This window comes from Neobacillus sp. YX16 (genome assembly GCF_030123505.1).
GTDB lineage: Bacteria > Bacillota > Bacilli > Bacillales > Cytobacillaceae > Neobacillus.
This window is the reverse complement of the sequence record NZ_CP126115.1, coordinates 1,970,194-1,993,549: the sequence shown is the minus strand read 5'-3', so window position 1 is coordinate 1,993,549 and position 23,356 is coordinate 1,970,194. Positions and strand designations below refer to the sequence as shown.

22 protein-coding genes are annotated in these 23,356 nt (G+C 37.5%); 1 reads left to right on the top strand and 21 read right to left on the bottom strand.

Annotated elements, in window-relative coordinates; genetic code table 11:
• Positions 1–104: 104 nt before the first annotated feature.
• The 7 genes from QNH48_RS09810 to QNH48_RS09780 form a co-directional block, all read right to left on the bottom strand.
• Complete coding sequence (locus QNH48_RS09810) at positions 105–881, bottom strand: 2-keto-4-pentenoate hydratase (RefSeq protein ID WP_283954720.1); 777 nt, start codon at positions 879–881, stop codon at positions 105–107.
• 32 nt (positions 882–913) lie between these two features.
• Positions 914–1,393: a flavin reductase family protein gene (locus tag QNH48_RS09805; protein ID WP_283954719.1), complete on the bottom strand. Its 480-nt coding sequence runs from the start codon at positions 1,391–1,393 to the stop codon at positions 914–916.
• Between the two features lie 40 nt (positions 1,394–1,433).
• Positions 1,434–2,387, bottom strand: coding sequence for a VOC family protein (locus QNH48_RS09800; RefSeq protein WP_095249309.1), 954 nt, complete (start codon positions 2,385–2,387; stop codon positions 1,434–1,436).
• 65 nt (positions 2,388–2,452) lie between these two features.
• Positions 2,453–3,646 (bottom strand): acyl-CoA dehydrogenase family protein, encoded by a 1,194-nt coding sequence (locus QNH48_RS09795; RefSeq protein WP_283954718.1) that lies wholly within the window; start codon positions 3,644–3,646, stop codon positions 2,453–2,455.
• Between the two features lie 50 nt (positions 3,647–3,696).
• Positions 3,697–4,350: a GntR family transcriptional regulator gene (locus tag QNH48_RS09790; RefSeq protein ID WP_283954717.1), complete on the bottom strand. Its 654-nt coding sequence runs from the start codon at positions 4,348–4,350 to the stop codon at positions 3,697–3,699.
• A gap of 105 nt (positions 4,351–4,455) precedes the next feature.
• A complete protein-coding gene (locus tag QNH48_RS09785; RefSeq protein ID WP_283954716.1) occupies positions 4,456–5,304 on the bottom strand; it encodes an alpha/beta fold hydrolase in 849 nt (282 codons plus the stop codon).
• A gap of 299 nt (positions 5,305–5,603) precedes the next feature.
• The gene (locus tag QNH48_RS09780) at positions 5,604–6,794 is read right to left on the bottom strand and encodes an MFS transporter (protein WP_283954715.1); all 1,191 of its coding nucleotides are present in this window, start codon (positions 6,792–6,794) and stop codon (positions 5,604–5,606) included.
• Between the two features lie 621 nt (positions 6,795–7,415).
• On the opposite strand from QNH48_RS09780, the gene serC reads away from it, so the two are divergent.
• Positions 7,416–8,513: a 3-phosphoserine/phosphohydroxythreonine transaminase gene (serC, locus tag QNH48_RS09775; protein WP_283954714.1), complete on the top strand. Its 1,098-nt coding sequence runs from the start codon at positions 7,416–7,418 to the stop codon at positions 8,511–8,513.
• A gap of 20 nt (positions 8,514–8,533) precedes the next feature.
• Here serC and QNH48_RS09770 read toward each other — a convergent pair whose 3' ends face one another.
• The 14 genes from QNH48_RS09770 to QNH48_RS09705 all read right to left on the bottom strand — a co-directional run bounded on the left by QNH48_RS09770 (position 8,534) and on the right by QNH48_RS09705 (position 23,349).
• Positions 8,534–9,184, bottom strand: coding sequence for a protein kinase family protein (locus tag QNH48_RS09770; protein ID WP_283954713.1), 651 nt, complete (start codon positions 9,182–9,184; stop codon positions 8,534–8,536).
• Positions 9,185–9,404: 220 nt separating this feature from the next.
• Positions 9,405–9,605 carry a hypothetical protein gene (locus tag QNH48_RS09765; RefSeq protein WP_133369385.1) on the bottom strand — a complete coding sequence of 67 codons (201 nt, stop codon included), beginning with the start codon at positions 9,603–9,605 and terminating at the stop codon, positions 9,405–9,407.
• 123 nt (positions 9,606–9,728) lie between these two features.
• Positions 9,729–10,274, bottom strand: coding sequence for an outer spore coat protein CotE (locus QNH48_RS09760; protein WP_221819935.1), 546 nt, complete (start codon positions 10,272–10,274; stop codon positions 9,729–9,731).
• 225 nt (positions 10,275–10,499) lie between these two features.
• The gene (locus QNH48_RS09755) at positions 10,500–10,952 is read right to left on the bottom strand and encodes a YlbF/YmcA family competence regulator (protein ID WP_283954712.1); all 453 of its coding nucleotides are present in this window, start codon (positions 10,950–10,952) and stop codon (positions 10,500–10,502) included.
• Between the two features lies 1 nt (position 10,953).
• Positions 10,954–12,498, bottom strand: coding sequence for a tRNA (N6-isopentenyl adenosine(37)-C2)-methylthiotransferase MiaB (gene miaB, locus QNH48_RS09750; protein ID WP_283954711.1), 1,545 nt, complete (start codon positions 12,496–12,498; stop codon positions 10,954–10,956).
• A 180-nt stretch (positions 12,499–12,678) separates the two neighbouring features.
• Positions 12,679–13,545 carry a 2-oxoacid:ferredoxin oxidoreductase subunit beta gene (locus tag QNH48_RS09745; RefSeq protein ID WP_283954710.1) on the bottom strand — a complete coding sequence of 289 codons (867 nt, stop codon included), beginning with the start codon at positions 13,543–13,545 and terminating at the stop codon, positions 12,679–12,681.
• A 2-nt stretch (positions 13,546–13,547) separates the two neighbouring features.
• On the bottom strand, positions 13,548–15,284 hold the full coding sequence (locus QNH48_RS09740; protein ID WP_283954709.1) for a 2-oxoacid:acceptor oxidoreductase subunit alpha: 1,737 nt from the start codon (positions 15,282–15,284) through the stop codon (positions 13,548–13,550).
• A gap of 466 nt (positions 15,285–15,750) precedes the next feature.
• Positions 15,751–16,011, bottom strand: coding sequence for a stage V sporulation protein SpoVS (spoVS, locus tag QNH48_RS09735; protein ID WP_026692408.1), 261 nt, complete (start codon positions 16,009–16,011; stop codon positions 15,751–15,753).
• A 171-nt stretch (positions 16,012–16,182) separates the two neighbouring features.
• A complete protein-coding gene (locus QNH48_RS09730; protein ID WP_283954708.1) occupies positions 16,183–16,980 on the bottom strand; it encodes a TIGR00282 family metallophosphoesterase in 798 nt (265 codons plus the stop codon).
• Positions 16,981–17,089: 109 nt separating this feature from the next.
• Positions 17,090–18,649: a ribonuclease Y gene (gene rny, locus QNH48_RS09725; protein ID WP_283954707.1), complete on the bottom strand. Its 1,560-nt coding sequence runs from the start codon at positions 18,647–18,649 to the stop codon at positions 17,090–17,092.
• A 312-nt stretch (positions 18,650–18,961) separates the two neighbouring features.
• A complete protein-coding gene (gene recA, locus QNH48_RS09720; RefSeq protein WP_095249337.1) occupies positions 18,962–20,002 on the bottom strand; it encodes a recombinase RecA in 1,041 nt (346 codons plus the stop codon).
• 540 nt (positions 20,003–20,542) lie between these two features.
• Positions 20,543–21,796 (bottom strand): competence/damage-inducible protein A, encoded by a 1,254-nt coding sequence (locus QNH48_RS09715; protein ID WP_283955729.1) that lies wholly within the window; start codon positions 21,794–21,796, stop codon positions 20,543–20,545.
• An 18-nt stretch (positions 21,797–21,814) separates the two neighbouring features.
• Entirely contained in the window at positions 21,815–22,393 is a 579-nt protein-coding gene (gene pgsA, locus QNH48_RS09710; protein WP_095249339.1) for a CDP-diacylglycerol--glycerol-3-phosphate 3-phosphatidyltransferase, read from the bottom strand.
• A gap of 50 nt (positions 22,394–22,443) precedes the next feature.
• Positions 22,444–23,349 carry a helix-turn-helix domain-containing protein gene (locus QNH48_RS09705; protein ID WP_283954706.1) on the bottom strand — a complete coding sequence of 302 codons (906 nt, stop codon included), beginning with the start codon at positions 23,347–23,349 and terminating at the stop codon, positions 22,444–22,446.
• Positions 23,350–23,356 lie beyond the last annotated feature (7 nt).

Here is a 23,356-nt window from a genome sequence, read left to right as displayed (position 1 = left end):
AAGTATTAAAAAGATTGATTTCATATCTTAGTTAATTATTAATTTAAAATAAAGACTCCTTACATTTTTACATACAAGGAGTCTTAATCTTTTATAGCGTGTTTCTATTTCTTGAAGGTAGCAGTTACCGCCCCTATATTTTCAAATTCAGCTGTGAATGTATCTCCATCTTCAATCGGAATTGCTTTTGAAAGTGCTCCTGAAAGAATTACTTCACCAGCATAAAGAGAAATTCCGTAGCTTCCGAGTGCATTGGCTAACCAGGCAACGGCTTCGGCCGGGTGTCCCATCACTGCTGATCCAAATGCTGAGTCCAAAAATTCACCATTTCTAGATACTGTCATAGCAACCTTTGCCAAATCTAAATCATCTAGTTTAGCGTTTGTACTTCCAATAATTGCACCAGCGGATGAACCATTGTCTGCAACTGTATCCTCAAATTTGATTTGCCAATCTTTTATTCGGCTGTCAATAATTTCAAGGGCAGGTACAACATAGTCCGTAGCGTCAATCACATCGTTCATCGTCACACCCGGACCTGTTAAATCCCTTTTCAGAACAAACGCAATCTCAAATTCAATCCTCGGCTGAATAAATTTATTAAGACTAATCGTGTCACCATCTCCATACATCATGTCATTTAGGAGATGGCCATAATCTGGTTCGTTAACATTAAGCATTTCCTGCATTGCTTTACTTGTTAGCCCAATCTTTTTTCCAACTATTGCAGCACCGTTTTCTACCTTTTGGCGAATTTGGTAAAGCTGGATTTTATAAGCATCATCAACAGAAATCTCTTCTGTTGATGATGTGAATGGGGCAATCGGTTTTTTCTCATTTTCCGCTTCCATTAAAGCAGTTGCTGCTTTTTGAATATCCATTACAGCTGTCCCCTTTTCAATTAAAGTGTTAATTATACCGTAATTGCCTTTTCTTCTACTAAAGCTCGGTACTTTCCACTGTAAAATACAAGCGGTTCAGCATCTTCTAAATGGATATCTGTCACTCTTCCAATGAATAGCGTGTGATCGCCTTCAAGATGTTCTGCAGACACCTCACAGGCAATTTGTGCAACTGCTCCCTTTATGACAGGCTTTCCATCAAGGCGGTCAAACTCCACTTCGCGGTGTTCCTTCAACTGGCCTGCAAAAATCATCGAAAGTTCCTGTTGTTCAGCAGCTAAAATATTGACTGAAAAGGTTTTGCTTTGTTTAATTTTCTCAAGAATCCTAGCTTTTTCTCCAATTGAGATAACAACCAGTTTCGGATCAAGTGACACGGACATGAAAGCATTAGCTGTCATCCCATGCACATCTCCTTCCAAATCTGTAGCAATGACAGTTACTCCTGTTGCAAATTTTCCCATCGCACTTCGAAATTGACGATCATCCATTTTACTAACCTCTCTTCTATAAAATTAATCTACTATATTCTTAAGCTTCAATAGTCGGATTGTTTTCTGGCACCGTGTCTGTTTGATCGCCCCAGAAGGTAAAGCCTACATCCATCTCATCTAAAGTCCACACAATCGGCTCCCAGTCTGGTTCAAAAATCAAATAGCCATTGGTGAACAATTCCAACCGAACTCCACTTCCTGGGTCCACAACATAGATATACATTGCTTGAGATATACCATGCTTACCTGGACCTTTAAACTTTAGTCCATGTTCTGTTAAGATATCTGCTGCACGAAGAAGGTCTTGGGCATTGTCCAGCCAGTAAGACAGGTGGTGAATTTGATGTGTTGAAGGTGAGAATGGATCATGACTTACCGCAATATCATGTACCAGTGGTGTTACGCTTAGCCATGCACCAATTAACGACTCATCCGGAGCTTGAACGCATTCTCTCATTTTAAAGCCTAACTTTTCCATTAAATAATCTGAAATAACATTAGCTTTTAATGAAGATAGGATATTAACATGGTCAATTCTTCGAGGTGATACACCTCGCTCCCATGATCTATACGTTTGATTTTTTAATACTGAACGTTTGGATGGCTCAGCTAAGGTTTTTTCCATGTCATAGTAAATTTCAAACCGGTGCTCACTTGGCAATTTAAAGCGAATCGCTCTACCTTGCCCTGCTTCCACTCCAGCCTCCACCCAGCTTACTTCTGTGCCTGCTTCTTGAAGTAAATGAGCAAATTGCTCCACATCTTCGGGACGTTTTGTTCTCCATGCGATATGATCAACATACGACTTTTCGCCCGCTGTTATGGATAATGTGTGATGTTCGAAGTCACCCCATGCACGTAAATAATGTGTGCCATTCACTTCTTCTGTTTCTTCTAATCCAATCAATTCCTTAAAGAACCAAAGTGATTTTTCAAGGTCTGACGAAACTAAAGCTACGTGTCCTAACTTTGCGATTTCTGGTAAACTCATATTATTTTCCTCCTAATTGTTTCTTATTCGAATCTTCAGAGTACAGAAAGCCTTTTCATTTCAGATTAGACAAAATAGGTATTCGGTTCTTGGCCACAAAGGACTCTTCCATATGTTTCTATTAAACTTGATGGTGTAATGAAACCATGTAAGTGCATGGCGAAAAAGTCACGGTAGACTAATTGTAAAGGATTATTATGGTAGGTAAACATGGAACCGACTCCAGCAACTAGAAGATCAATCGCTTCCTTGCATAATTGATTTACATAGCCGAAATCTGCCTTCACTTTTACAATTTCAGCAGTATCCATTACTTCTCCGCGTTCAGCATAGCTATCAATTTTATCCACAGCACGGTATAAAAACATTTCAGCAGTATCAATTTTCAATTGTGCTTGGGCAACCTGGTGATGTGTGATTGGTGCTTCATTTTGTTTATGATAAAAGGTGTTTCCAATTCCAGCATTCGGAAGTCTTTCCATATAGAGATCCATCACAGCCTGTGCAAGCCCTAATGCCGGCCCTACAATCGATAAAGTAAGTGATGGAACAAAGGAAGATTTGTATAAAGCAACATCCTTAAGCGGATCGATTAAGTAATGGCCTTTACTCGCTAGACGATCCAATGATACCCTGTGTTCAGGTACAAATACATTTTGAATTCTACAGCTATTGCTGCCGGAACCCTTTAGTCCCATAACATGCCAGTCATCAAGGATCTCAAGTTCTTCACGAGGAATAACCATAATGGCCATTTCCATTCCGCCATTTTCATCTGCTAATGGGAATCCAAAGTAGCACCAGTCAGCATGAGGGCTTCCGGAAACAAATGGCCATTGAGCTTCTTCAATGTAATAGCCGCCCTCTACTTTTTTGATATCACATTTAATAGGTTTAAAATTTCCTGCAAGGACTACATCTTTGCCAGAATTATAGATTTCATTCAGTGCTTTTTCTCCAAAGGTGTAAGAAATCATATAATCTCGAATATTACTTAGACATACGAACCAACCGGCTGAACCATTCCCGCGGGATATTTCCGTAACGACCTCCGTAAACGCTCTCATATTTGTTTGATAGCCGCCAAACATATGTGGTCTAAGTACTTTCAAAAGACCCTGATTTTTCAATTCGTCAACAATAACATCAGGGATTCTGCTATTCTTATCAATGTCATCACTATACTCTCTAAGTTTAGGAATAAGATCCCTCGCTCTTTCTACCAATACATTTTTGGTTTCCAACACACTTTGTTCCATAATGATTACCTCCTGCAAAATAGTGGATATATTACCTCTCTTGCACTTTTTTAGTTAAATATATGCTGTGTTGTATCTACATTCTGGTATTTTCCGATTACTGCTTCGGCGATTCGAAGCAGATGTCTTTCCATTAGCTTTTTTGCTAATTTAGAGTCTTTCTCTTTCAAGCTATAGTAGATCATCCAGTGTTCAGTTTGTGATTGTTTTCTTCTATCCTTTGAAAATAAAACTACTGGGTTGCCAACATAATTGAGGTAATCCCAAAGCTGCTTGGCAAGACTAAGTGCATATGTTAACTTGGAGGCTTCATAAATAGTCCGGTGAAACTCAATATTAAGAGCAGAATACTCATCCTCAGATATATCTGGATTATCCATCATCGTCAATGTCTCTCTCATATATGTAAGTTCTTCTTCGTTGAGCTTAAATGCAGCACGTTCTGTCATTAAGGCATCCAGATTTGCACAAACCAATAACCGTTCTAAAACGTCACTTTGCTGTGGTCTTTTAACATAAACCCCTACTTGAGGGATAATAGAAAGAAATCCCTCTTGTTCAAGCTTCGCTAATGCCTTATGAACGGGAGTTCTGCTTATGTTCAGATGTGCAGTAATTTCATTAACATTAATAGCAGATTCAGGTTCCCATGTACCATCAATAATTTGCATTTTAATATATCGATATGCCTGATCTATTTTCATTTTTCAATACACCCTTTATCCTCTTTTTGTTTATGTTCCCTTAATAATAAGGTAATGGATTCAACGGTATATTTAAATAGATAAATACTATCAATATATTAATTCTTATAATTCACCGTTGAAAAAATCTGATGTAAGTTTAAGAAATCTCTCTTTTTGCTCAACCTGCGCCCAATGTCCACAACGTTTAAAAATATGGAGCTGTGCATTTGGTAAATAATCCATCACATAAAGACTGCTTTGAAGCGGTACAAATCTATCTTGATGTCCATGTATAAGTAAAATTTCATGATTCATTTCTTTAAGTGCTGAAGGTGGGACCAGCATATCTGACAAGTGGGACTTTGAGAAATTTTCCTCATAGGATTTGCGAACATCCGGTCTTAAGAACAGCTCTAATCGCTCAGAAACGATTTTCTCAAGTTTATCCTCAAGAATACTTTTATCATATAAGAACCAGCTCAATAAGTTTTTAAAGGCAACTGGATCCGGATCTTTGTGGAAGTTTGCTAATTTAGCCAACTCAGGAGTAGGTTCTTTTAATCCTCCGCCTGCTCCCATTAAAACGACACGGTCAAACCGTTCTGGAGCATACATTAAAAGGTGAAGAGCGATAACACCTCCAAGAGAGTTTCCAACTAAATGGGCTTTATCAACCTCTAAAGCATCCATTAGCTCAATTACCTGCTTAACCCTGATATTCATCCACTCTGCCCCATTTTTCGGGTAATTCTCAGGATGATCGGTATTTCCAAATCCATAGATATCAGGTGCCACTACATGGAATTCCCCTTTAAAATGAGGTAATATTTCCTTCCAATTTGACTGGGCACTTACCCCTGGGCCACTGCCGTGAAGAAAAATAATGGTCTCAGATGACTTCTTATCTCCACCCTCATTAATAAAAGTTTGATAGTTTCCGGTTTGAATTTTTCTAGTATTAACATCCGACATACTTCATAACCTCACTTTCTTAAAATACTTTAAGTCAGTAGTGCTCCTCTTAACTAAAATTTCAGTTTTGTGTTTTATAACATATAAACAGTGTAAACTCCATTGTAAAAGCGCTTTCATTAACTAACTATAATTTTACCTCCACATTCACTACTTGTCAATTAATTCTAAATATTTTATTAATTAAAAATCAAGAAAGTAGACAGACTAATGGAATCTATCCCAAAACCAACAAAAACTATTAATATAAAAAAAGGATGTACAAAAAATCTTTGTAACATCCTCTCATCCATATAATGTTAATGATTTAAAGTAGCCTCTAAATCCTTGTTCGGTTTCCTAACCGCTATCGCCCATATCAAAGCCAAGATAATTAATCCGATTGCACTTACAGCTAATGGGAATCTGCCAATATCCTGATTAAATATGTTCTGTACCATTTGAAATCCAAATGGCCCTAAAATACCGCCTAAACCCTGGCCTACAACAACTAACCCTACTGCTGGCGGGGCACCAGAAGGAGTAAGTTCTGAAACTTTAGTGAATACCCCTGGAAGTCCAATTCCCATTGCAAACCCACCAATAATACTACCAACAAAAATCATTGTTAAGGTTGGTGAGAAATAACAGATCGCCATCCCAATCCCTGTTACTAAAACGCCTGCAGGCAGATAGAAGGTTGGCAGTGCATGTTTTATCTTTCCAAAAATAAACCCAGCTATCAGCGTACCAAAAGTGAATACGGAGATTGCCATACCTGCTTCTGTTGCATTACCTAGTTGGTCCCCCTGAATAACAACAGAAATATTTGTTACATAACCAAAAATCAAACCAGAATAAAATACCTGTCCTAAACATACCCAATAAATTGCTTTCGGAAGCTTGACTTTAGCCTTTGAGCTAGTCGTTTCTGAAAATTGTTTCTTCTCAGGTTCAGGAAGATACAACATGGTAATAGCTAAAATCCAAATTGGGAAAAGGTATGTTAGGAAACCATATTGCCAACCAAAAGAATCAGCTAAAATCCCGCCGCCTAACTGGAAGAATATTGCCCCAATACAAGCAACCGTGGAAGTTCCAAAACCAATTAAGAAATCTCTTTCTCTGCCGTCAAAGAAATCTGTAATCACATCTATTGATAACGGCATTGTTATCCCTACACCTAGCCCTAAAAGTCCTCTCATCGCAATAATTAATGGCAGGTTATCTATGAAGGTTGGGAGTATCCCACCAATAATAAATAAGGTCAAACCGATAAATAACAATGTTTTCTTTTTAAACACTTTTGTAAGTTTTCCATAAAAAAGTGCGGGAACGATTTGTATGAGACCTGGAAAAGTAGCAACCAACATGACAATTGTTGGATCATATTCAGGAAATGCCTTAATGATGTCAGCCATAATGGATCCTGCTACACCAGCAGCTACATCTTGGAACGCTAGAATGACGACTAAAAACTTAAGCATATTTTTACTGATATTCTTTGCCATTTAGATCCTCCCTATAATTGTTTTCATTTTCTAAAAATGATAACCTCTGCTGCCCTTGTGGCCTGCAAGAAACAACAGCTAAAATTTCAGTTTTAGTTACACTAAAATTTTAATATTTTATTCTTTTACGATTTACCGGTGAAAAGCGTAAAAAAAGCGCTTTCTTTTACTAACTGTAATTCTACAATCGGTATATACACTTGTCAATGTATTCATAATGTTTTTTATTTTCTGAATAATTACTATTAGATTATCCAATAGAAAATGAAAAAAACGCTGAAAATTCAGCGTTTTTTATCTAATTTGTTTATACCCAAATAAATATAGAATAACTTCATTAAATGCACCTGAATCTATTTATCTGAAATATTACTTCAATTACCTAACTTTACAATTAGAATTCCGAGAGAAAGGGAAATCTAAGTTTCCCTCTCCTTTCAGACAATAATAATCTATATTTCTATAATATCAGAGTATTAAAAATAAATACTTGTTATTCGTAAGAAATGTAACCGCATTCAATAAAAATATTGATATATCAATGAATTATTTTGAGTCTTTTGTATTTAAAGTGTTAGAAAATATGTTATATTCTAATAAATGAAAATGGGGAGTGAGAAAATGAATTCACTAATACAGCGTGCCTATAATTTTAATGCAGGACCTTCCGCCCTTCCACTTGAGGTGCTTGAAAAAGCCAAGCAGGAACTTATTGATTTTCGTGGCACCGGTATGTCAATCATGGAGCTAAGCCACCGAAGCGCAGCCTATGAAGAGGTACATAATAATGCCATTGCCCTTCTAAAAGAATTGTTATCTATTCCGGAAGATTATGAGGTACTTTTTCTGCAGGGTGGAGGAAGTCTCCAGTTTTCAATGGTTCCCATGAACTTTTTGAGGCCTGGGGAAAAAGCAGGCTATATAATGACAGGTTCTTGGTCTGAAAAAGCCTTTTCAGAGGCAAAGTTATTTGGGAATCCTTATCATGTTGCCAGCACAAAGGAAAGCCATTATCGCCGAATCCCTTCTTTTGACGAATTGAAGTACAATTCAACGGATGCCTATATACATCTAACATCTAATAATACTATCTATGGTACTCAGTGGCGTGACTTCCCAGATACAGGTGATGTTCCACTGATTGCTGATATGTCCAGTGATATCTTATCTAAGCCTTTTGATGTCAGCAAGTTTGGCTTAATTTATGCCGGTGCTCAAAAAAATCTTGGTCCTTCCGGCGTTACAGTGGCAATCATTCGCAAGGATATGATTGCAAAAGCTAATCCTAACATCCCGACAATGTTAAGGTATAGCACCCACTCAAAAAACAACTCTTTATATAACACACCTCCGACATTTGGAATCTATATGCTTGGTGAAGTTTTGAGCTGGATAAAAGAATTAGGCGGAATTAATTCCATTACTGAACGTAACGAGGATAAAGCGAAACTTATATATGATGCAATCGACCAAAGCAATGGTTTTTATATTGGTCACGCTGAACCTGAAAGCCGTTCACTAATGAATATTACATTCCGAGTAAACGATGAAGTACTGGAGAAGAAATTCTTAAGTGAGGCTAAAAGCGAAGGATTCGTCGGTGTTAATGGACATCGCTCTGTTGGGGGCTGCCGGGCATCCACCTATAACTCTGTCCCATATGCAACATGTAAAGCTTTTAGTGAATTCATGGTACAATTTCAAAATAATAATCAATAAACAAAATGAGGGAAATAGGTTTACTTATTTCCCTTTTTTATTTTTCGGTATAATCGATATCCTCTTCGAACACTGTTGACAATAAAAAATGGAATTGGTGGGTGATATTTAGAAATAAGCGGCAAATAAATTTTATAATACGCTTTTTTCAAGTCATCCCACTTACGGCATTTACCATGCTTATAAAAATCCGAAACATCCACAATATATCCTCTTCCATTACTCATAACGACATTTTTTCCATGGACATCAAACGGATTTAATCCCACTGAACGAGCATATGCTATCCCCTCATCTACATCCCGGATAACAGTTTCAGGGATACGGATGCCTTTTACAACCGCATCGAATAAATTCATCCCTTCTATCCTTTTTAAAATCAAATAATTATCTCCATAGTCAATTAATGAGGAAAAGGATTCATGTTTACCTAACTTTTTGTATACATTAACTTCCTTTTTTAAATCCTCAGGTTTTCTTCCATACACCTTAACAACCCATTTAGGATTGGATTGATGCAAAAAGACTCCTGCATAATTACCGCTGCCGATTGTTTTCCAAGTATTCGAGACATTTTTAACTATAATTGGTTCAAATGGACCATCCGTTGTCAGCTGGATATTGGGCAGTAATTCATTTCCAATTAATTTTATATATTTCTCTATATTCATTGCACACCTCAGAAAAAAACGGATTAATATTTCTTTATGTTAGTATATATCCGATATACACTTAGAATAAATAAAATATTCTTTATTTTAAAGAAAATATTTCTTTACTCACGAGGTGGTACATGATCTTCCAATTTATTAGAAACTAAAGAGATTAAAATTAGTACAAAATACTCAAAAAGCAAAAAAATAAAACCAGGAAAGTGAATCCTGGCTTTCATTATTCTTCAAAATAGTCTTTAAATGCTTTGGGGTTACTTGTATCCTTCCCCTGATAATATGGGTTGTTTTCGGTAGAATCCTGTGGGTCAAGATTGGTCTTAATGATCAAATGTGGTTCCGAGGGCTGCTCAGCAATAATTCTGTCGTTCAATTGGTCGAAATCAGGCAGTTTGTTATTTCCAGGTTGTCTAGGGTCCATCTCATTGACACCTCCTAAAAAATAGCATGCTGATTTTTCTTTTTTATCATACATTTTTTTCTTTAAGACTATTATATAATGATACAATAGAAAAAACTAGGAAGTAGAAACTTCCTAGTATGTTTACTCTTCTTCGACTCCAAGTAAGAAATCTGGGTTTAATTCCTCAAATTCCTCGTCATCAACATCCATTCCCCAATCATCGTCATCATCATGGCAGCCCTTTGGATTAATGGCAACACATACTTTTGTTTCACCAATTACTTCCACTAGGAATTCCTTTTCAACATGAACAATGATTCGATTGCCATTTGGGGAGATGACTGCTTCACAACAATTAGGCTGTTGCAAAACACGAGCACAAATCTCATTGTCATCCAAGCAATCATGGTCACGGTATTTCAACTTAATGACATCTGTATATTTAACACATTCAGTAACAACTTCTGTTCTGGTATTGTCATTGTATGAGTACCATACATTGATGTCATAAGAGCCGTGTATCTCTACAGTTTTGCCGACTTTTTTCGCGTTGTATTTATGGTTGATAATCCAACAGCCAAGTATGCTGGTTGGACTATGTGCCGGGCTAATCGTATGATTGGAATTGGTGAATTTACGCCCTTTCGCTACTACGGCCTTAACAATTATCTCTCTGTATTCTCCCATTTCGCGCGAAACCTCCTCATTCATTTTCATTTCATCCTATGCAATTTTTTAGACTAGTGTGCGATATATTTCTGAGAATACTGGTTAAAAGTTTAGTCATAGTACATTTTATGCGGGAGTTTTATGTAGGTTACAATTAGGCATGTATTTAAGTCAGGAGGATTTTCTTCTGTGAGATAAATGTATAAAAAAACCAGGCTTTAACAAAGCCTGGTTATGATTTATTTAATGATTGTGGTCATGGTCGTCATGATTTCCGCAAGACCCGCCATTACTTACACTTGCACCGGTTTCACCTTTTAATACATCTCCACCTGTTGATTCAATAACGACATCTGTTACTTTATTTGAGATCGTTGTGGCAATTAACTGAAGCAATTCATTTACATCAATTTGAGATTGCTTAAACTCTTGAACAACCGGAATATTGTCTAGTTCCTGTTCAATGGAAGCAATTTTGTCTTCCACCTTTTTCAATGCTTCTGGCTTACCGTAATGCTGTAAATTAACTGCCTGCTTTTGCAAACCCTTTATATCAGAAATTAGCGTACTAACTTTTGCGTTTACGTGAATCTGTGCTTCTGCTCGTTTAAAGAAATCAACTTCCTCTGTTTCCGCAATCATACGTGCTAATTCTTGGGCACGAGCGATGATATCGTCTTTTGTAAATTTAGCCACTTTACTTCACCTCTACTGGTTCTAATTCTTCCACCATTTCTCCGTTTAATGACCATGTTTTTGCATCGGTAATTCTCACCTTAACAATTTTACCAATCGCTGATTTAGGTGCAGCAAAATTAACAAGCTTGCTTTTAGACGTGTATCCTGCAAGTACTTCAGGATTATTCTTGCTTTCCCCTTCGACAAGAACTTCGACAATTTGGCCTTTATGTTTCTTCATTGCCTCAGCAGACATCTCGTTAACTAAAGCATTTAAACGCTGTAAACGTTCCTTCTTTACCTCCATTGGAACATTATCCTGCATTTTTGCAGCAGGGGTACCCTCACGAGGTGAATATATGAACGTATACGCTAGTTCGTAGCCCACTTCACGATATAAAGACATTGTTTCTTCAAATTGTTCATCCGTTTCATTTGGATAACCAACAATAATATCAGTAGTTAATGCAACGTTTGGAATCGCTGCTTTAATCTTGCGTACCAGTTCTAGATATTGTTCTCTAGTATATTTACGAGCCATAATCTTTAATACATCAGTAGACCCGGATTGAACAGGAAGGTGGATATGATCCATTAAATTGCCGCCTTTTGCAAGAACTTCAATCAAATGGTCATCAAAATCACGTGGATGACTTGTCATAAAACGAATACGCGGAATATCTATCTTCCGTAATTCGTCCATAAGTTCACCTAGACCATAGTTCACACCCTCTAAATCTTTCCCATACGCATTTACATTTTGGCCCAAGAGTGTAACTTCCTGATAGCCTTGTGCAGCTAAATGACGGACTTCTTGGATAATCTCTTCAGGACGACGGCTTCGCTCTTTACCGCGTGTAAATGGAACAATACAATAGGTACAAAATTTGTCGCAGCCGTACATAATGTTAACCCATGCCTTTATATTTCCGCGTCTTACCTTTGGAAGGTTCTCAATAACGTCCCCTTCTTTGGACCATACTTCAACAACCATTTCCTTTGACATGTATGCTTCATGTAAAATATTTGGCAAACGGTGAATGTTATGTGTGCCAAATATCATGTCTACTTGATTATAGGTTTTTAGAATCTTATTAACCACAGATTCTTCTTGAGACATACATCCACATACACCTATAAGTAAATCTGGCTTTTCCAACTTCAAATGCTTTAAATGTCCTAGTTCACCGAACACTTTGTTTTCTGCATTTTCACGAATTGCACATGTATTTAAAAGAATAACATTGGCATCCTCGGTTGAATCTGTAGGTTCATATCCTAGAGCCAAAAAGATTCCTGCCATTACTTCGGTATCATGTTCATTCATTTGGCAGCCATAGGTACGGATATAAAACTTACGGCCTTCTCCCATACCACGAAATTCTTCTGGAATAGAGAAATCGTTATGATACTTTACTTCTTCTTTTCCACGCTTTTTAGCGTCTTTTAATGAAGGTGCAGTAATTACCTGCTCAAAGTACTTACTGTAATCCTTGGCGGATTTTTTGTCCGAAGAATTAGCAGCTTCGATTTGTTGAGCATCTATACGTTGTTTTTCATTCATAAATAATAAATCTCCTTTCAGTCAATTTAAAAATTAGTCTATGAAAAGTAAAATTTTCCCTGTACTAGTGTGTAAGAATCCTACCTAACACACTTCCGCACATTATTATAGTATAAAGGTTTATAGGCTTGAAAACAATAGAAAATCCCGTAGTAGTATACTACGGGATTTTCCATGTACTTACATAAATTCGTTAACTAATTTATCAAAGTATCCTTGATCAAGGTTAAGATCAGCTTTTGCTAATGGAGTTTCAGAGTAATTATTAATCAATTCCTGGTAGGATTTACGTTCTGTGTTTTGATAAATCAAACCAGTAACTAAACCATTATGCTTCATCAATGTCTGCATAGCGTTTTCACGGTTTGAAGGATCATATCCTTCAATATCACTTAACTTCGTAAGATTTTCTTTAAACCAATCATAAGTGTTGACCTTATTATAGGTTACACAAGGACTGTAAACGTTAATTAAAGAGAACCCTTTATGCTTAATGCCTGCTTCAATTAATGCAGTTAGGTCTTTTAAATCTGTAGAGAAACTTTGTGCAACAAATGTTGCCCCTGCAGTTAACGCCATCTCCATTGGTGAAATCGGTTGTTCAATCGAACCTAGCGGCGATGATTTCGTTTTAAAGCCGGTAGCTGAACGTGGAGACGTTTGTCCTTTTGTTAAACCATAGATTTGGTTATCCATAACAATGTAGGTGATATCTACATTACGACGGATCGCATGAATGGTATGTCCCATACCGATTGCAAAGCCGTCACCGTCACCGCCGGAAGCGATAACTGTTAAATCACGGTTTGCCATTTTTACACCTTGAGCGATTGGTAATGAACGGCCATGAATTCCATGGAAGCCATATGAATTAATATAACCAGAGATACGACCAGAACATCCGATACCAGAAATAACAGCTAAGTTTTCAGGCTCAAGACCTACATTTGCTGCTGCACGTTGCATTGCCGCTTGTACAGAGAAGTCGCCACAGCCAGGGCACCAGTTCGGTTTTACATTATTTCTAAAGTCTTTAAAAGTGGCCATGTTTAGAACAACTCCTTACATTTTGTATATACTTCGTGTGGTAGGAACGGATTACCGTCATATTTTAAATGTTTAATAATCTTTTCAGCATGCCCAACATTCATTTTCATAATGTTTGCCAATTGACCAGTAGCATTGTTTTCAACAACCACTACTTTCTTTGCTGAACGAACAAGTGGTAGTACTTCGTCCGTTGGGAATGGGTGTATCAAACGAATATGAGCGTGATTCACTTTCATTCCTTCATTTTCTAAACGAACCATAGCTTCCTCAATTACACCTCTAGTTGAATTAAAACCAACTAATAAAATGTCAGCATCTTCATGCTTAGCGTTTTTATACACTGGTGTATTGAAACGAATATTTTCTATTTTACGGAATCGCTTGTCCATTTGAGCGTTCCTATTTACAGCCGATTCAGAAGGTTTTCCTGTTTCATCATGTTCAACACCTGTTACATGGTGAATACCATTTTTCATACCAGGGATGACACGTGGAGAAACTCCATCAGACGTCACTTCATAACGTTTGAAATATGCTTTGTTTTCACTTTCAGGAATTTCATTTGTAACAAGCTTTCCACGTCTGATTTCTACTTTATCCATACTTAAAGGTTCAACTGTCTGCTTACCTAAAGATAGTTGAAGGTCTGTAAGAACAATTACAGGACATTGATATTCTTCAGCAAGGTTAAATGCCTCAGTTGTATCATAGAAAGCCTCTTCTACAGTACTAGGAGCCATAACGATTTTAGGAATTTCTCCATGTGTTCCATAGATCATAGCCATTAAATCTGACTGTTCTTGCTTTGTTGGTAATCCTGTAGATGGACCGCCACGCTGTGTATCAACAACAACTAGCGGAGTTTCAGTTATACCTGAGAGACCAATTGCTTCCATTTTTAATGATAATCCTGGGCCAGCAGATGCCGTAATTGTACGAACACCAGCATAGTTAGCACCAATTGCCATTGTACAGGCAGCAATTTCATCTTCCGTTTGAATAACCGTACCACCAAGAGCAGGAAGCTTTTTAATTAAATATTCCATTATTTCAGAAGCTGGTGTTATTGGGTACGCAGCCATAAAACGACATCCAGCCGCAACTGCTCCTAATGCAATAGCATCATTTCCAATCATGAACATGCGCTTCTTGCCGTCAGCTTTTTCAAGTTCCATTATTTCAATGCCATCTACAAGCTGTTTCTTCATATAATCATATCCAGCTTTAATGGCATCCATGTTTTTCGCAACTACTTGAGCACCTTTTTTACCAAAAATCTCTTGAACTACTTCTTCAAAAACATGAATATCAAGATTCAAGACAGCTGATGTAGCACCAATGGCTACCATGTTTTTCATTAGGGATGTTCCTAATTCAGTAGCAATTTCTGTAAATGGAACCGCATACAATGCTGCTTGTGTATCTTCTGGTTTCTTCGGCGTGAACTTTGCATCCGCAAGTATTACACCTTTGCTGTGTAACTCTTTGTAGTTTAAATCGATAGTTTCTTGGTCAAAAGCGACAAGAACATCAAGATCATCAGAGATTGAACGAACTTCTGTCGTGCTGACTCTGATTTTGTTGTTTGTATGACCGCCTTTGATACGAGATGAAAAGTGACGATAACCATACAAGTAATAACCGAGGCGATTCAATGCAATAGCAAATATTTCCCCTGTACTTTCAATACCTTCCCCTTGTTGTCCGCCAACTTTCCACGAAAGTTGATTGATCATGACTTACACCCCTTTGGATATGTAAAAAATATATTTTATAACTCTCATATAGAGTAGCACAATTCCGAGTTATTCACTAGATTTTAGCCTTTAAAGCTTTAAAGGAAAAATAAATTGAAACTAGAAGATGTACTAAACGCTTACAATTCTAGACCTCTAAACCAAAAATTGCAACCCTTTCATACGAAATATTGTCTAAAATATGAATATTTTTTTATATTATAAAAATTGACATTTATTAAATCTGCATATAACCATATAAAATGGTTATAAAACATTGTTGTTATGCGATTTATTAATAAATCTAATAAAATATATTACTTTAATACTTTAACCAGGAAAACGCTTTCATTTATACTAGAATAACATTTTAAATATGATTTGTATATAAAAATACCTGCTTACAATTTAAGCAGGTAAAAGTTTGATTTATTCATCTTGTTTCACATCTTTGATTCTATCTCTTTCATCTTGGTTCAACAATAAGCTTTATAGCCGTGCGTTCTTCACCATCAATCTTAATGTCAGTGAACGCAGGGATGCAAATCAAATCTACTCCGCTAGGTGCTACAAATCCTCTTGCAATCGCTACTGCCTTAACAGCTTGATTCAATGCACCTGCACCAATCGCCTGTATTTCTGCTGCACCTCTTTCACGCAGAACTCCAGCAAGTGCACCAGCTACAGAATTAGGATTAGATTTTGCTGAAACTTTTAATATTTCCATTCCTAGCTCCCCCTTGTATAATCCCGATCCTGGCATGAGCAGTTTCATGAGCAAATCAGGTATATAAGATTCCACTGCTACTATATTCATTCTGCAAAAGACATATTCCGGCTTGGACAAAAAAAGTGCTTATTTATTAGTAAAAAGAAATAACCTTCCACAATTGGAAGGTTAAGAATACCAAGGATTATCTTCATTTATTAAAATTCTTTCCATTTTTTTGCTCTTGCCAGTTTTCCTGTCAAGTTCCATGTAGACTCCACTAAGCTGGGTTCTACCCGCTTTAGGAACTTCAAATCGTACAGGAAGGCTTGTAAGGAATTTTGTGATGACTGCTTCCCTTTCCATACCAAGAATTCCATCATATGGACCTGTCATCCCTACATCCGTTAAATAGCCTGTGCCTCCTGGCAGGATACGGCTATCAGCGGTTTGAACGTGTGTATGTGTGCCAACTACAGCTGAAACCCTTCCATCCAAATACCAGCCCATTGCTTGTTTTTCGCTTGTTGCTTCTGCATGGAAATCCACAAAAATAAATGGTGTTCTTTTCTGTGCCATTTCCACTAATTCATCCGCCTTTTTAAAAGGACAATCTAGAGGCGGCATAAATGTGCGCCCTTGTAAATTGATGACAGCTACTTCTAGGTCATTTACCTTAAAGAATACTAATCCTTTCCCTGGGGTACCTTCAGGGAAATTTGCCGGCCGTACCATATTCTTTGCCGATTCGATAAATTCAAAGATCTCCTTGTTATCCCAGGAGTGGTTTCCAAGAGTTACAGCCTGTGCGCCGGAACCCAAAAACTCCCGGTAAATCTTTTCTGTAATCCCTCTGCCTCCTGCAGCATTTTCACCATTAATTATCGTAAAATTTGGTCTATATTTTTCTTTAATTTTTGGCACATACTCTTTCACCATATCTCGGCCTGGTGAGCCTACAACATCTCCAATAAATAATAAGTTCATTTGTAATCCTTTCGTGATGCATTTATTTACTATAAATTGTATCACACTTTTATTTTATTTAACCGTAAGTCACCCTGCAAAAAAAATAAAGCAGTGCATAAGCACCGCTTTATTTTGCGTATTCCACAGCCCGTGTTTCACGGATGACTGTCACTTTAATATGTCCTGGATAATCAAGCTCTTCTTCGATTCGTTTCCGAATATCTCGAGCCAAACGATGTGCAGCTAAATCATCAACTGCATCAGGTCTAACTATAATCCGCACCTCACGTCCAGCTTGAATGGCGAAGGATTTCTCAACACCATCATAGGACTCAGAAATCTCTTCCAGCTTTTCTAAGCGGCGAATATAGTTTTCTAGAGTTTCACTACGTGCTCCAGGTCTTGCGGCTGATAACGCATCAGCAGCAGCCACTAGAACGGATATGGTTGATGTTGGTTCCGTATCACCATGATGTGAGGCAATACTGTTGATAACCACCGGGTGTTCCTTGTATTTAGTTGCAAGTTCAACCCCAATTTCAACATGGCTTCCTTCCACTTCATGGTCAATTGCTTTTCCGATATCATGCAATAGCCCTGCACGACGTGCCAGCGTTTCATCCTCACCAAGTTCAGCTGCAAGTAAGCCAGATAGCTGAGCTACCTCCATAGAGTGCTTTAGGACATTTTGTCCGTAACTTGTACGGAACTTTAAGCGTCCCAGGATTTTAATAAGATCCGGATGTAATCCATGAACACCGACTTCAAAGGTCGTTTGTTCACCCACTTCACGAATATACTCATCCACTTCACGACGTGATTTTTCTACCATTTCCTCAATACGTGCAGGATGGATACGGCCGTCTTGAACTAACTTTTCAAGCGCCAATCGAGCCGTTTCACGACGAATTGGATCGAATCCTGATAGAATTACTGCCTCTGGGGTATCATCGATAATCAAATCAATTCCCGTAAGTGTTTCTAGTGTTCGGATATTTCTTCCTTCACGGCCAATAATACGACCCTTCATTTCATCATTTGGAAGGTTGACTACAGATACAGTCGTTTCCGCTACATGGTCAGCAGCGCAACGCTGGATTGCTAGCGATAAAATTTCTTTCGCTTTCTTATCTGCTTCCTCTTTCGCGCGGTTTTCACTTTCCTTAATCATTATCGCAGTGTCATAGGTTAATTCCTGCTCCATTTTATCGATAATGATGTTCTTCGCTTCCTCACGAGTTAAACTCGAAATTCGTTCAAGTTCAGTTTGTTGTTTTCGTACCAACTCGTCCACTTTGCTTTCCATCTGTTCAATATGCTGTTGTCTTTGGTTTAGAGAATCATCCTTCTTTTCTAATAGAATTTCTCGTTTATTTAACGATTCATCCTTTCGATCTAAATTCTCTTCTCTTTGCAGTAAACGGTTTTCTTGTTTTTGCAGTTCATTTCTTCGTTCACGAACCTCACGTTCGGCCTCTGTACGAAGCTTGTGAATTTCATCCTTTGCCTCAAGCAAAGCTTCCTTCTTCAATGAATCAGCGTCACGCTTTGCATCTTCAAGAATCTGCTCTGCAGCATTCTTTGCACCTGCTATTTTTGCCTCAGCAATGGATTTACGAACAAAATAGCCAACAACGGCACCGACGATAATGCCAAGCAAAATGGAGATGATAGTAATAGGTTCCATCGTTACACCTCCTCTTGCTATGAACTTTTGTTACACTTTTTAAGTGTCGGCATGTACATTGGTTAGGTTCAACATACAGCAAGCACCAGCTTTTCATTGTAATATTAACAAAAATGTAAAATATACATGTTAATTGTAAATGTGTGTATATTCATTGTCAAGGGTAACTCCTGACAGCTTTTTGAAATATTTAGACTTTGTTCATAATTTAACATTACTTAAATGGTTATCGTATGAATAAATATACATTTTTATCAATAACTATGCATTTTATTGAAAAGAGCAAAACCTAATCAGGCTTTGCTCTTTTTGTTAATCTATTAATTCAAATTGCTCATCATCATCGACTTCAGTGACAATCTTTTCACCGTCTAATCCATAGTGCGCACGGATTTTTTGCTGAATTTCAAGACGAATGCTTGGATTTTCTCTTAAGAAAGTCTTTGCATTTTCGCGGCCTTGACCGATTCTTTCCTCATTATATGAATACCAAGAACCGCTCTTTTGGACGATATCTAATTCAGAGCCAATATCAATGATCTCGCCCTCTTTAGAAATTCCTTCACCATACATAATATCCACTTCAGCTGTACGGAATGGAGGAGCAACTTTATTCTTAACGACCTTAATCTTCGTTTTGTTTCCAACTATATCAGTACCTTGCTTTAGTGCTTCTCCACGACGCACCTCAATACGTACGGTAGAGTAGAATTTCAATGCACGACCACCAGGAGTTGTCTCGGGATTTCCAAACATAACTCCAATTTTTTCACGAACCTGGTTAATAAAGATTGCGATGGTCTTTGATTTATTAATGACACCAGAAAGTTTACGGAGCGCTTGAGACATCAAGCGGGCTTGAAGGCCCATATGAGAATCTCCCATTTCTCCTTCAATTTCTGCTTTTGGAACTAATGCTGCAACGGAATCGACTACTAGAATATCAATTGCACCGCTTCGTACAAGTGCCTCTGCGATTTCTAGTGCTTGTTCACCAGTGTCTGGCTGGGATAGCAATAACTCATCAATGTTTACTCCAAGTTTTTGTGCATATGCTGGATCCAGGGCATGCTCGGCGTCGATAAACGCTGCTTGTCCACCTGCAGCTTGTACTTCTGCAATAGCATGTAAGGCAACTGTTGTTTTACCTGAGCTTTCTGGTCCGTAAATTTCAATAATTCTTCCTCTAGGGTATCCGCCAACTCCAAGTGCTGAATCTAGTGCTAGTGAGCCGCTAGGACTAGTTAAAATTCTTGTGTCTGTTTTCTCTCCCATTTTCATAATAGAGCCTTTACCAAATTGCTTTTCAATCTGTTTTAGCGCCATTTCTAAGGCCGCTTTACGATCAGTCACTACTAGTTCCTCCCTTATATATAAACCAAAAAGTTAATAGCCAAAATCTATAATTTAAATCCTATTAATAATATAACCTCTTTTTAGTCTTTTGTACAGCAAAAAAACGAACATTCATTCGACTTTTTTGAATCTAGTAGTCATGTAAAAATAGGTAATTCTCCCGACATTTAAACCATTTTCAACAGTTTTTGAACTCTAATTTACATTTTTTATCTATTTTCAGACATTCCTCCAGTTATGCGAGAATAAATTTTGCTTATCCGAGAGTATTTTCCGTTATGTGAGAGTAAATTTACTTATCCGTGAGTATTTTCCGTTATGTGAGAGTAAATTTACTTATCCGTGAGTATTTTCCGTTATGTGAGAGTAAATTTACTTATCCGTGAGTATTTTCCGTTATGTGGGAGTAAATTTACTTATCCGTGAGTATTTTCCGTTATGTGAGAGTAAATTTACTTATCCGAGAGTATTTTCCGTTATGTGAGAGTAAATTTGCATATCAGAAGTAGTTTTTAAGATAAAAAAATCACAGAGCGCTTAGTTAGCTTTCTGTGATTCTTGCAAATGCTTTATTAAATAATAGCAGCCGTATTTTACTGAACGGGTCCGGTTTGTTTCCCTCGAACCGCCAAGTTCCAGCTTTTCAACCACTGATTGTTTCCCTTTAATCGAAATACCAATATAGACGGTTCCTACAGGCTTTCCTTCAAGCTCGTCAGGGCCAGCAACACCAGTGAAACTAATTCCTATATCAGCAGATACTAATTCCGCAACATTTTCAGCCAGCTCTTTAGCACACTCATGACTTACTACGCCAAAACTTTCAATTGTTTCCTTTTTAACTCCTAAGACTTTCTCCTTAACCTCATTCGTGTAACAAACAACTCCACCCTTAAAGACCGAACTTACACCTGGAAAACTAGTTAGTTCTTGTTGAAACAACCCTCCTGTTAAGCTCTCTGCCGCTGAGATTGTTAATTGTTTTTCTTTTAAAACTTTCATTAGTTCAGCTACCAAAGAAGTATTGTCATACCCATATAAGTACTGTCCTACACGATCGTTAATTTTCCCCTCTGCTTCATCCAGCATTAACTCTGCTGTTTGCATATCTTGATGCTTCGCAGTAAGCCGTAAGGTACATTCTCCGTCTGCAGCAAGCGGGGCAATTGTTGGATTGGTTTGCTGTTCTATTAAATCAATGATTTCAGTTTCTAACGAAGCCTCTCCGATTCCAAAGAACCTTAAAACTCTAGAAACTATTTTCTCATCCGTTTTTACTTGTTTTGATAGAGCGGCTGTTCCAAATTGTAAAAACATAGGCTCCATTTCTTTCGGTGGTCCAGGCAAAAGCATATAAATATGATCGCCAATATCGACCATCATGCCAGGAGCCATCCCATGATTATTTGGCAGGATAGTAGAATCCTCTAAAACAATAGCCTGCTTCTTATTATTTTCAGTCATTACCCTATTTCCCTTTTTAAAATAAAGTTCAATAGATTCTAGTGCCTCTTGATCCATAATGAGATTTTTCCCCAAATGGCGAGCAATTGTTTCTTTCGTTAAATCATCTTTTGTCGGTCCAAGCCCGCCGGTAAAAATAATCAAATTAGAGCGCTTTTCTGCGATCTCTATCGCAGACCTTAATCGGTCAGGATTATCACCAACTACTGTATGAAAAAAAACATTTATGCCTAGTCCAGCAAGTTGTTGCGATAGAAATCGTGCATTACTATTAACGATTTGACCTAGCAGTAATTCAGAACCAACTGCAATAATTTCTGCATTCATCATCCGTTACCTCATGTTCTATTTAGAATTTTTGAAAACATGCATATTCTTTGAAAAATAATCCCATCCAGACCAGACAGTAAAAATCAATGCAACCCATAATGCTACATCATCAAATGGAAATCCAATCATTTCAAAAATAATATTATGTAATAATAGTGCTGAAATAGCGATAATTTGTGCCCAGGTTTTGATTTTCCCGAGATTATTGGCGGCTACAACTTCTCCACCCTCAACTAGCAACAGACGAAGACCTGTGACAGCAAATTCTCTGCTTATGATTGCAATCACAATCCATGAGGCTGCATATCCAAGATCAACAAGGACAACCAGCGCAGCAGAGACGAGTAATTTATCGGCAAGCGGATCGAGGAATTTCCCCATATTTGTAACAAGATTATATTTTCGGGCATAATAGCCGTCTACCCAATCAGTAGAAGAAGCAAAAATAAAAATTAATGCTCCAACAAAATGAGTTACCGGAAGGTCAACTCCCAGTAGATGCATATTTCCCCACTCAAAGGGGGCAAGCATAATAATCAAGAAAATTGGAATTAAAAGTATTCTTGATATCGTTATTTGATTTGGTACATTCATTTTTTTGCCTCCAAATAATATTAGAACGAAAAATAGTCATCACTAGATGACTATTCGTTCTTCTGAACAAATTGAATCGTAATGTTCTGACGAACCACATCAGCAGGTGCGATTGCATACTCAAGCTTCTGGTCATTTACGTAGATTTCTGTATCGAGCGTTCGACCAACAACAATTACTGCTTTGGTATCGCCAGTTAAATCTACTTCCGTACTTTGTGTACCAGTGGTTGATAATAACCCCTGGAACTTGGATTGACCACTGCTATTATTAACACTTACCCATGTTTCCCCTGTTGAAACCAGTTTCACAACAAATTTATCTGCATTTTTCAAATCATAGGTAGAGTTTTTTCCACTGTTTTGAACTGGTGTTAATTCCTGTTTCGGCGCTTCTACAACAGGTGTTTCTTCAACCGTCTTTTGTTCATCCGTTTTTTCCTCTTTATCATTTTCCTTTGTCTTGTCTTTTTCTGCGTCCTCCGCCTTTTCAAGATTTTCAGAGCGGACAAACTTTACAGGTTCATTTTCATTGTTAATCAAATCATTCGCCTTGTCCCCGACGTTATTTACAACGAAATAATACAGTACCCCCGCAGCACCAATAATAAAGACTCCAATTAAGACTTTTGGGATAATATCAAATATTTTCGAGGATCCTTCTGATACCGTCTTACGTGTTTTAACTCTAGACAATTGTTCAGTTAAATCATCATTATGAGTTGCTGGTATTTCATTCTTATACGTTTCAAAAATTTCATCAGGATTAAGCTGAAGAGCCTCAGCGTATTGCTTTACAAAAGCTCGAACATAAAAGTTTCCTGGCATGCTAGAATAATTACCTTCTTCAAGACCTATTAAATACCGCTTTTGAATTTTTGTGATAGACTGTAAATCCTCTAAGCTTAATCCTTTGGCTAATCGCGCATCTTTTAGTCGATTACCTAATTCAGTCACCTGTTAA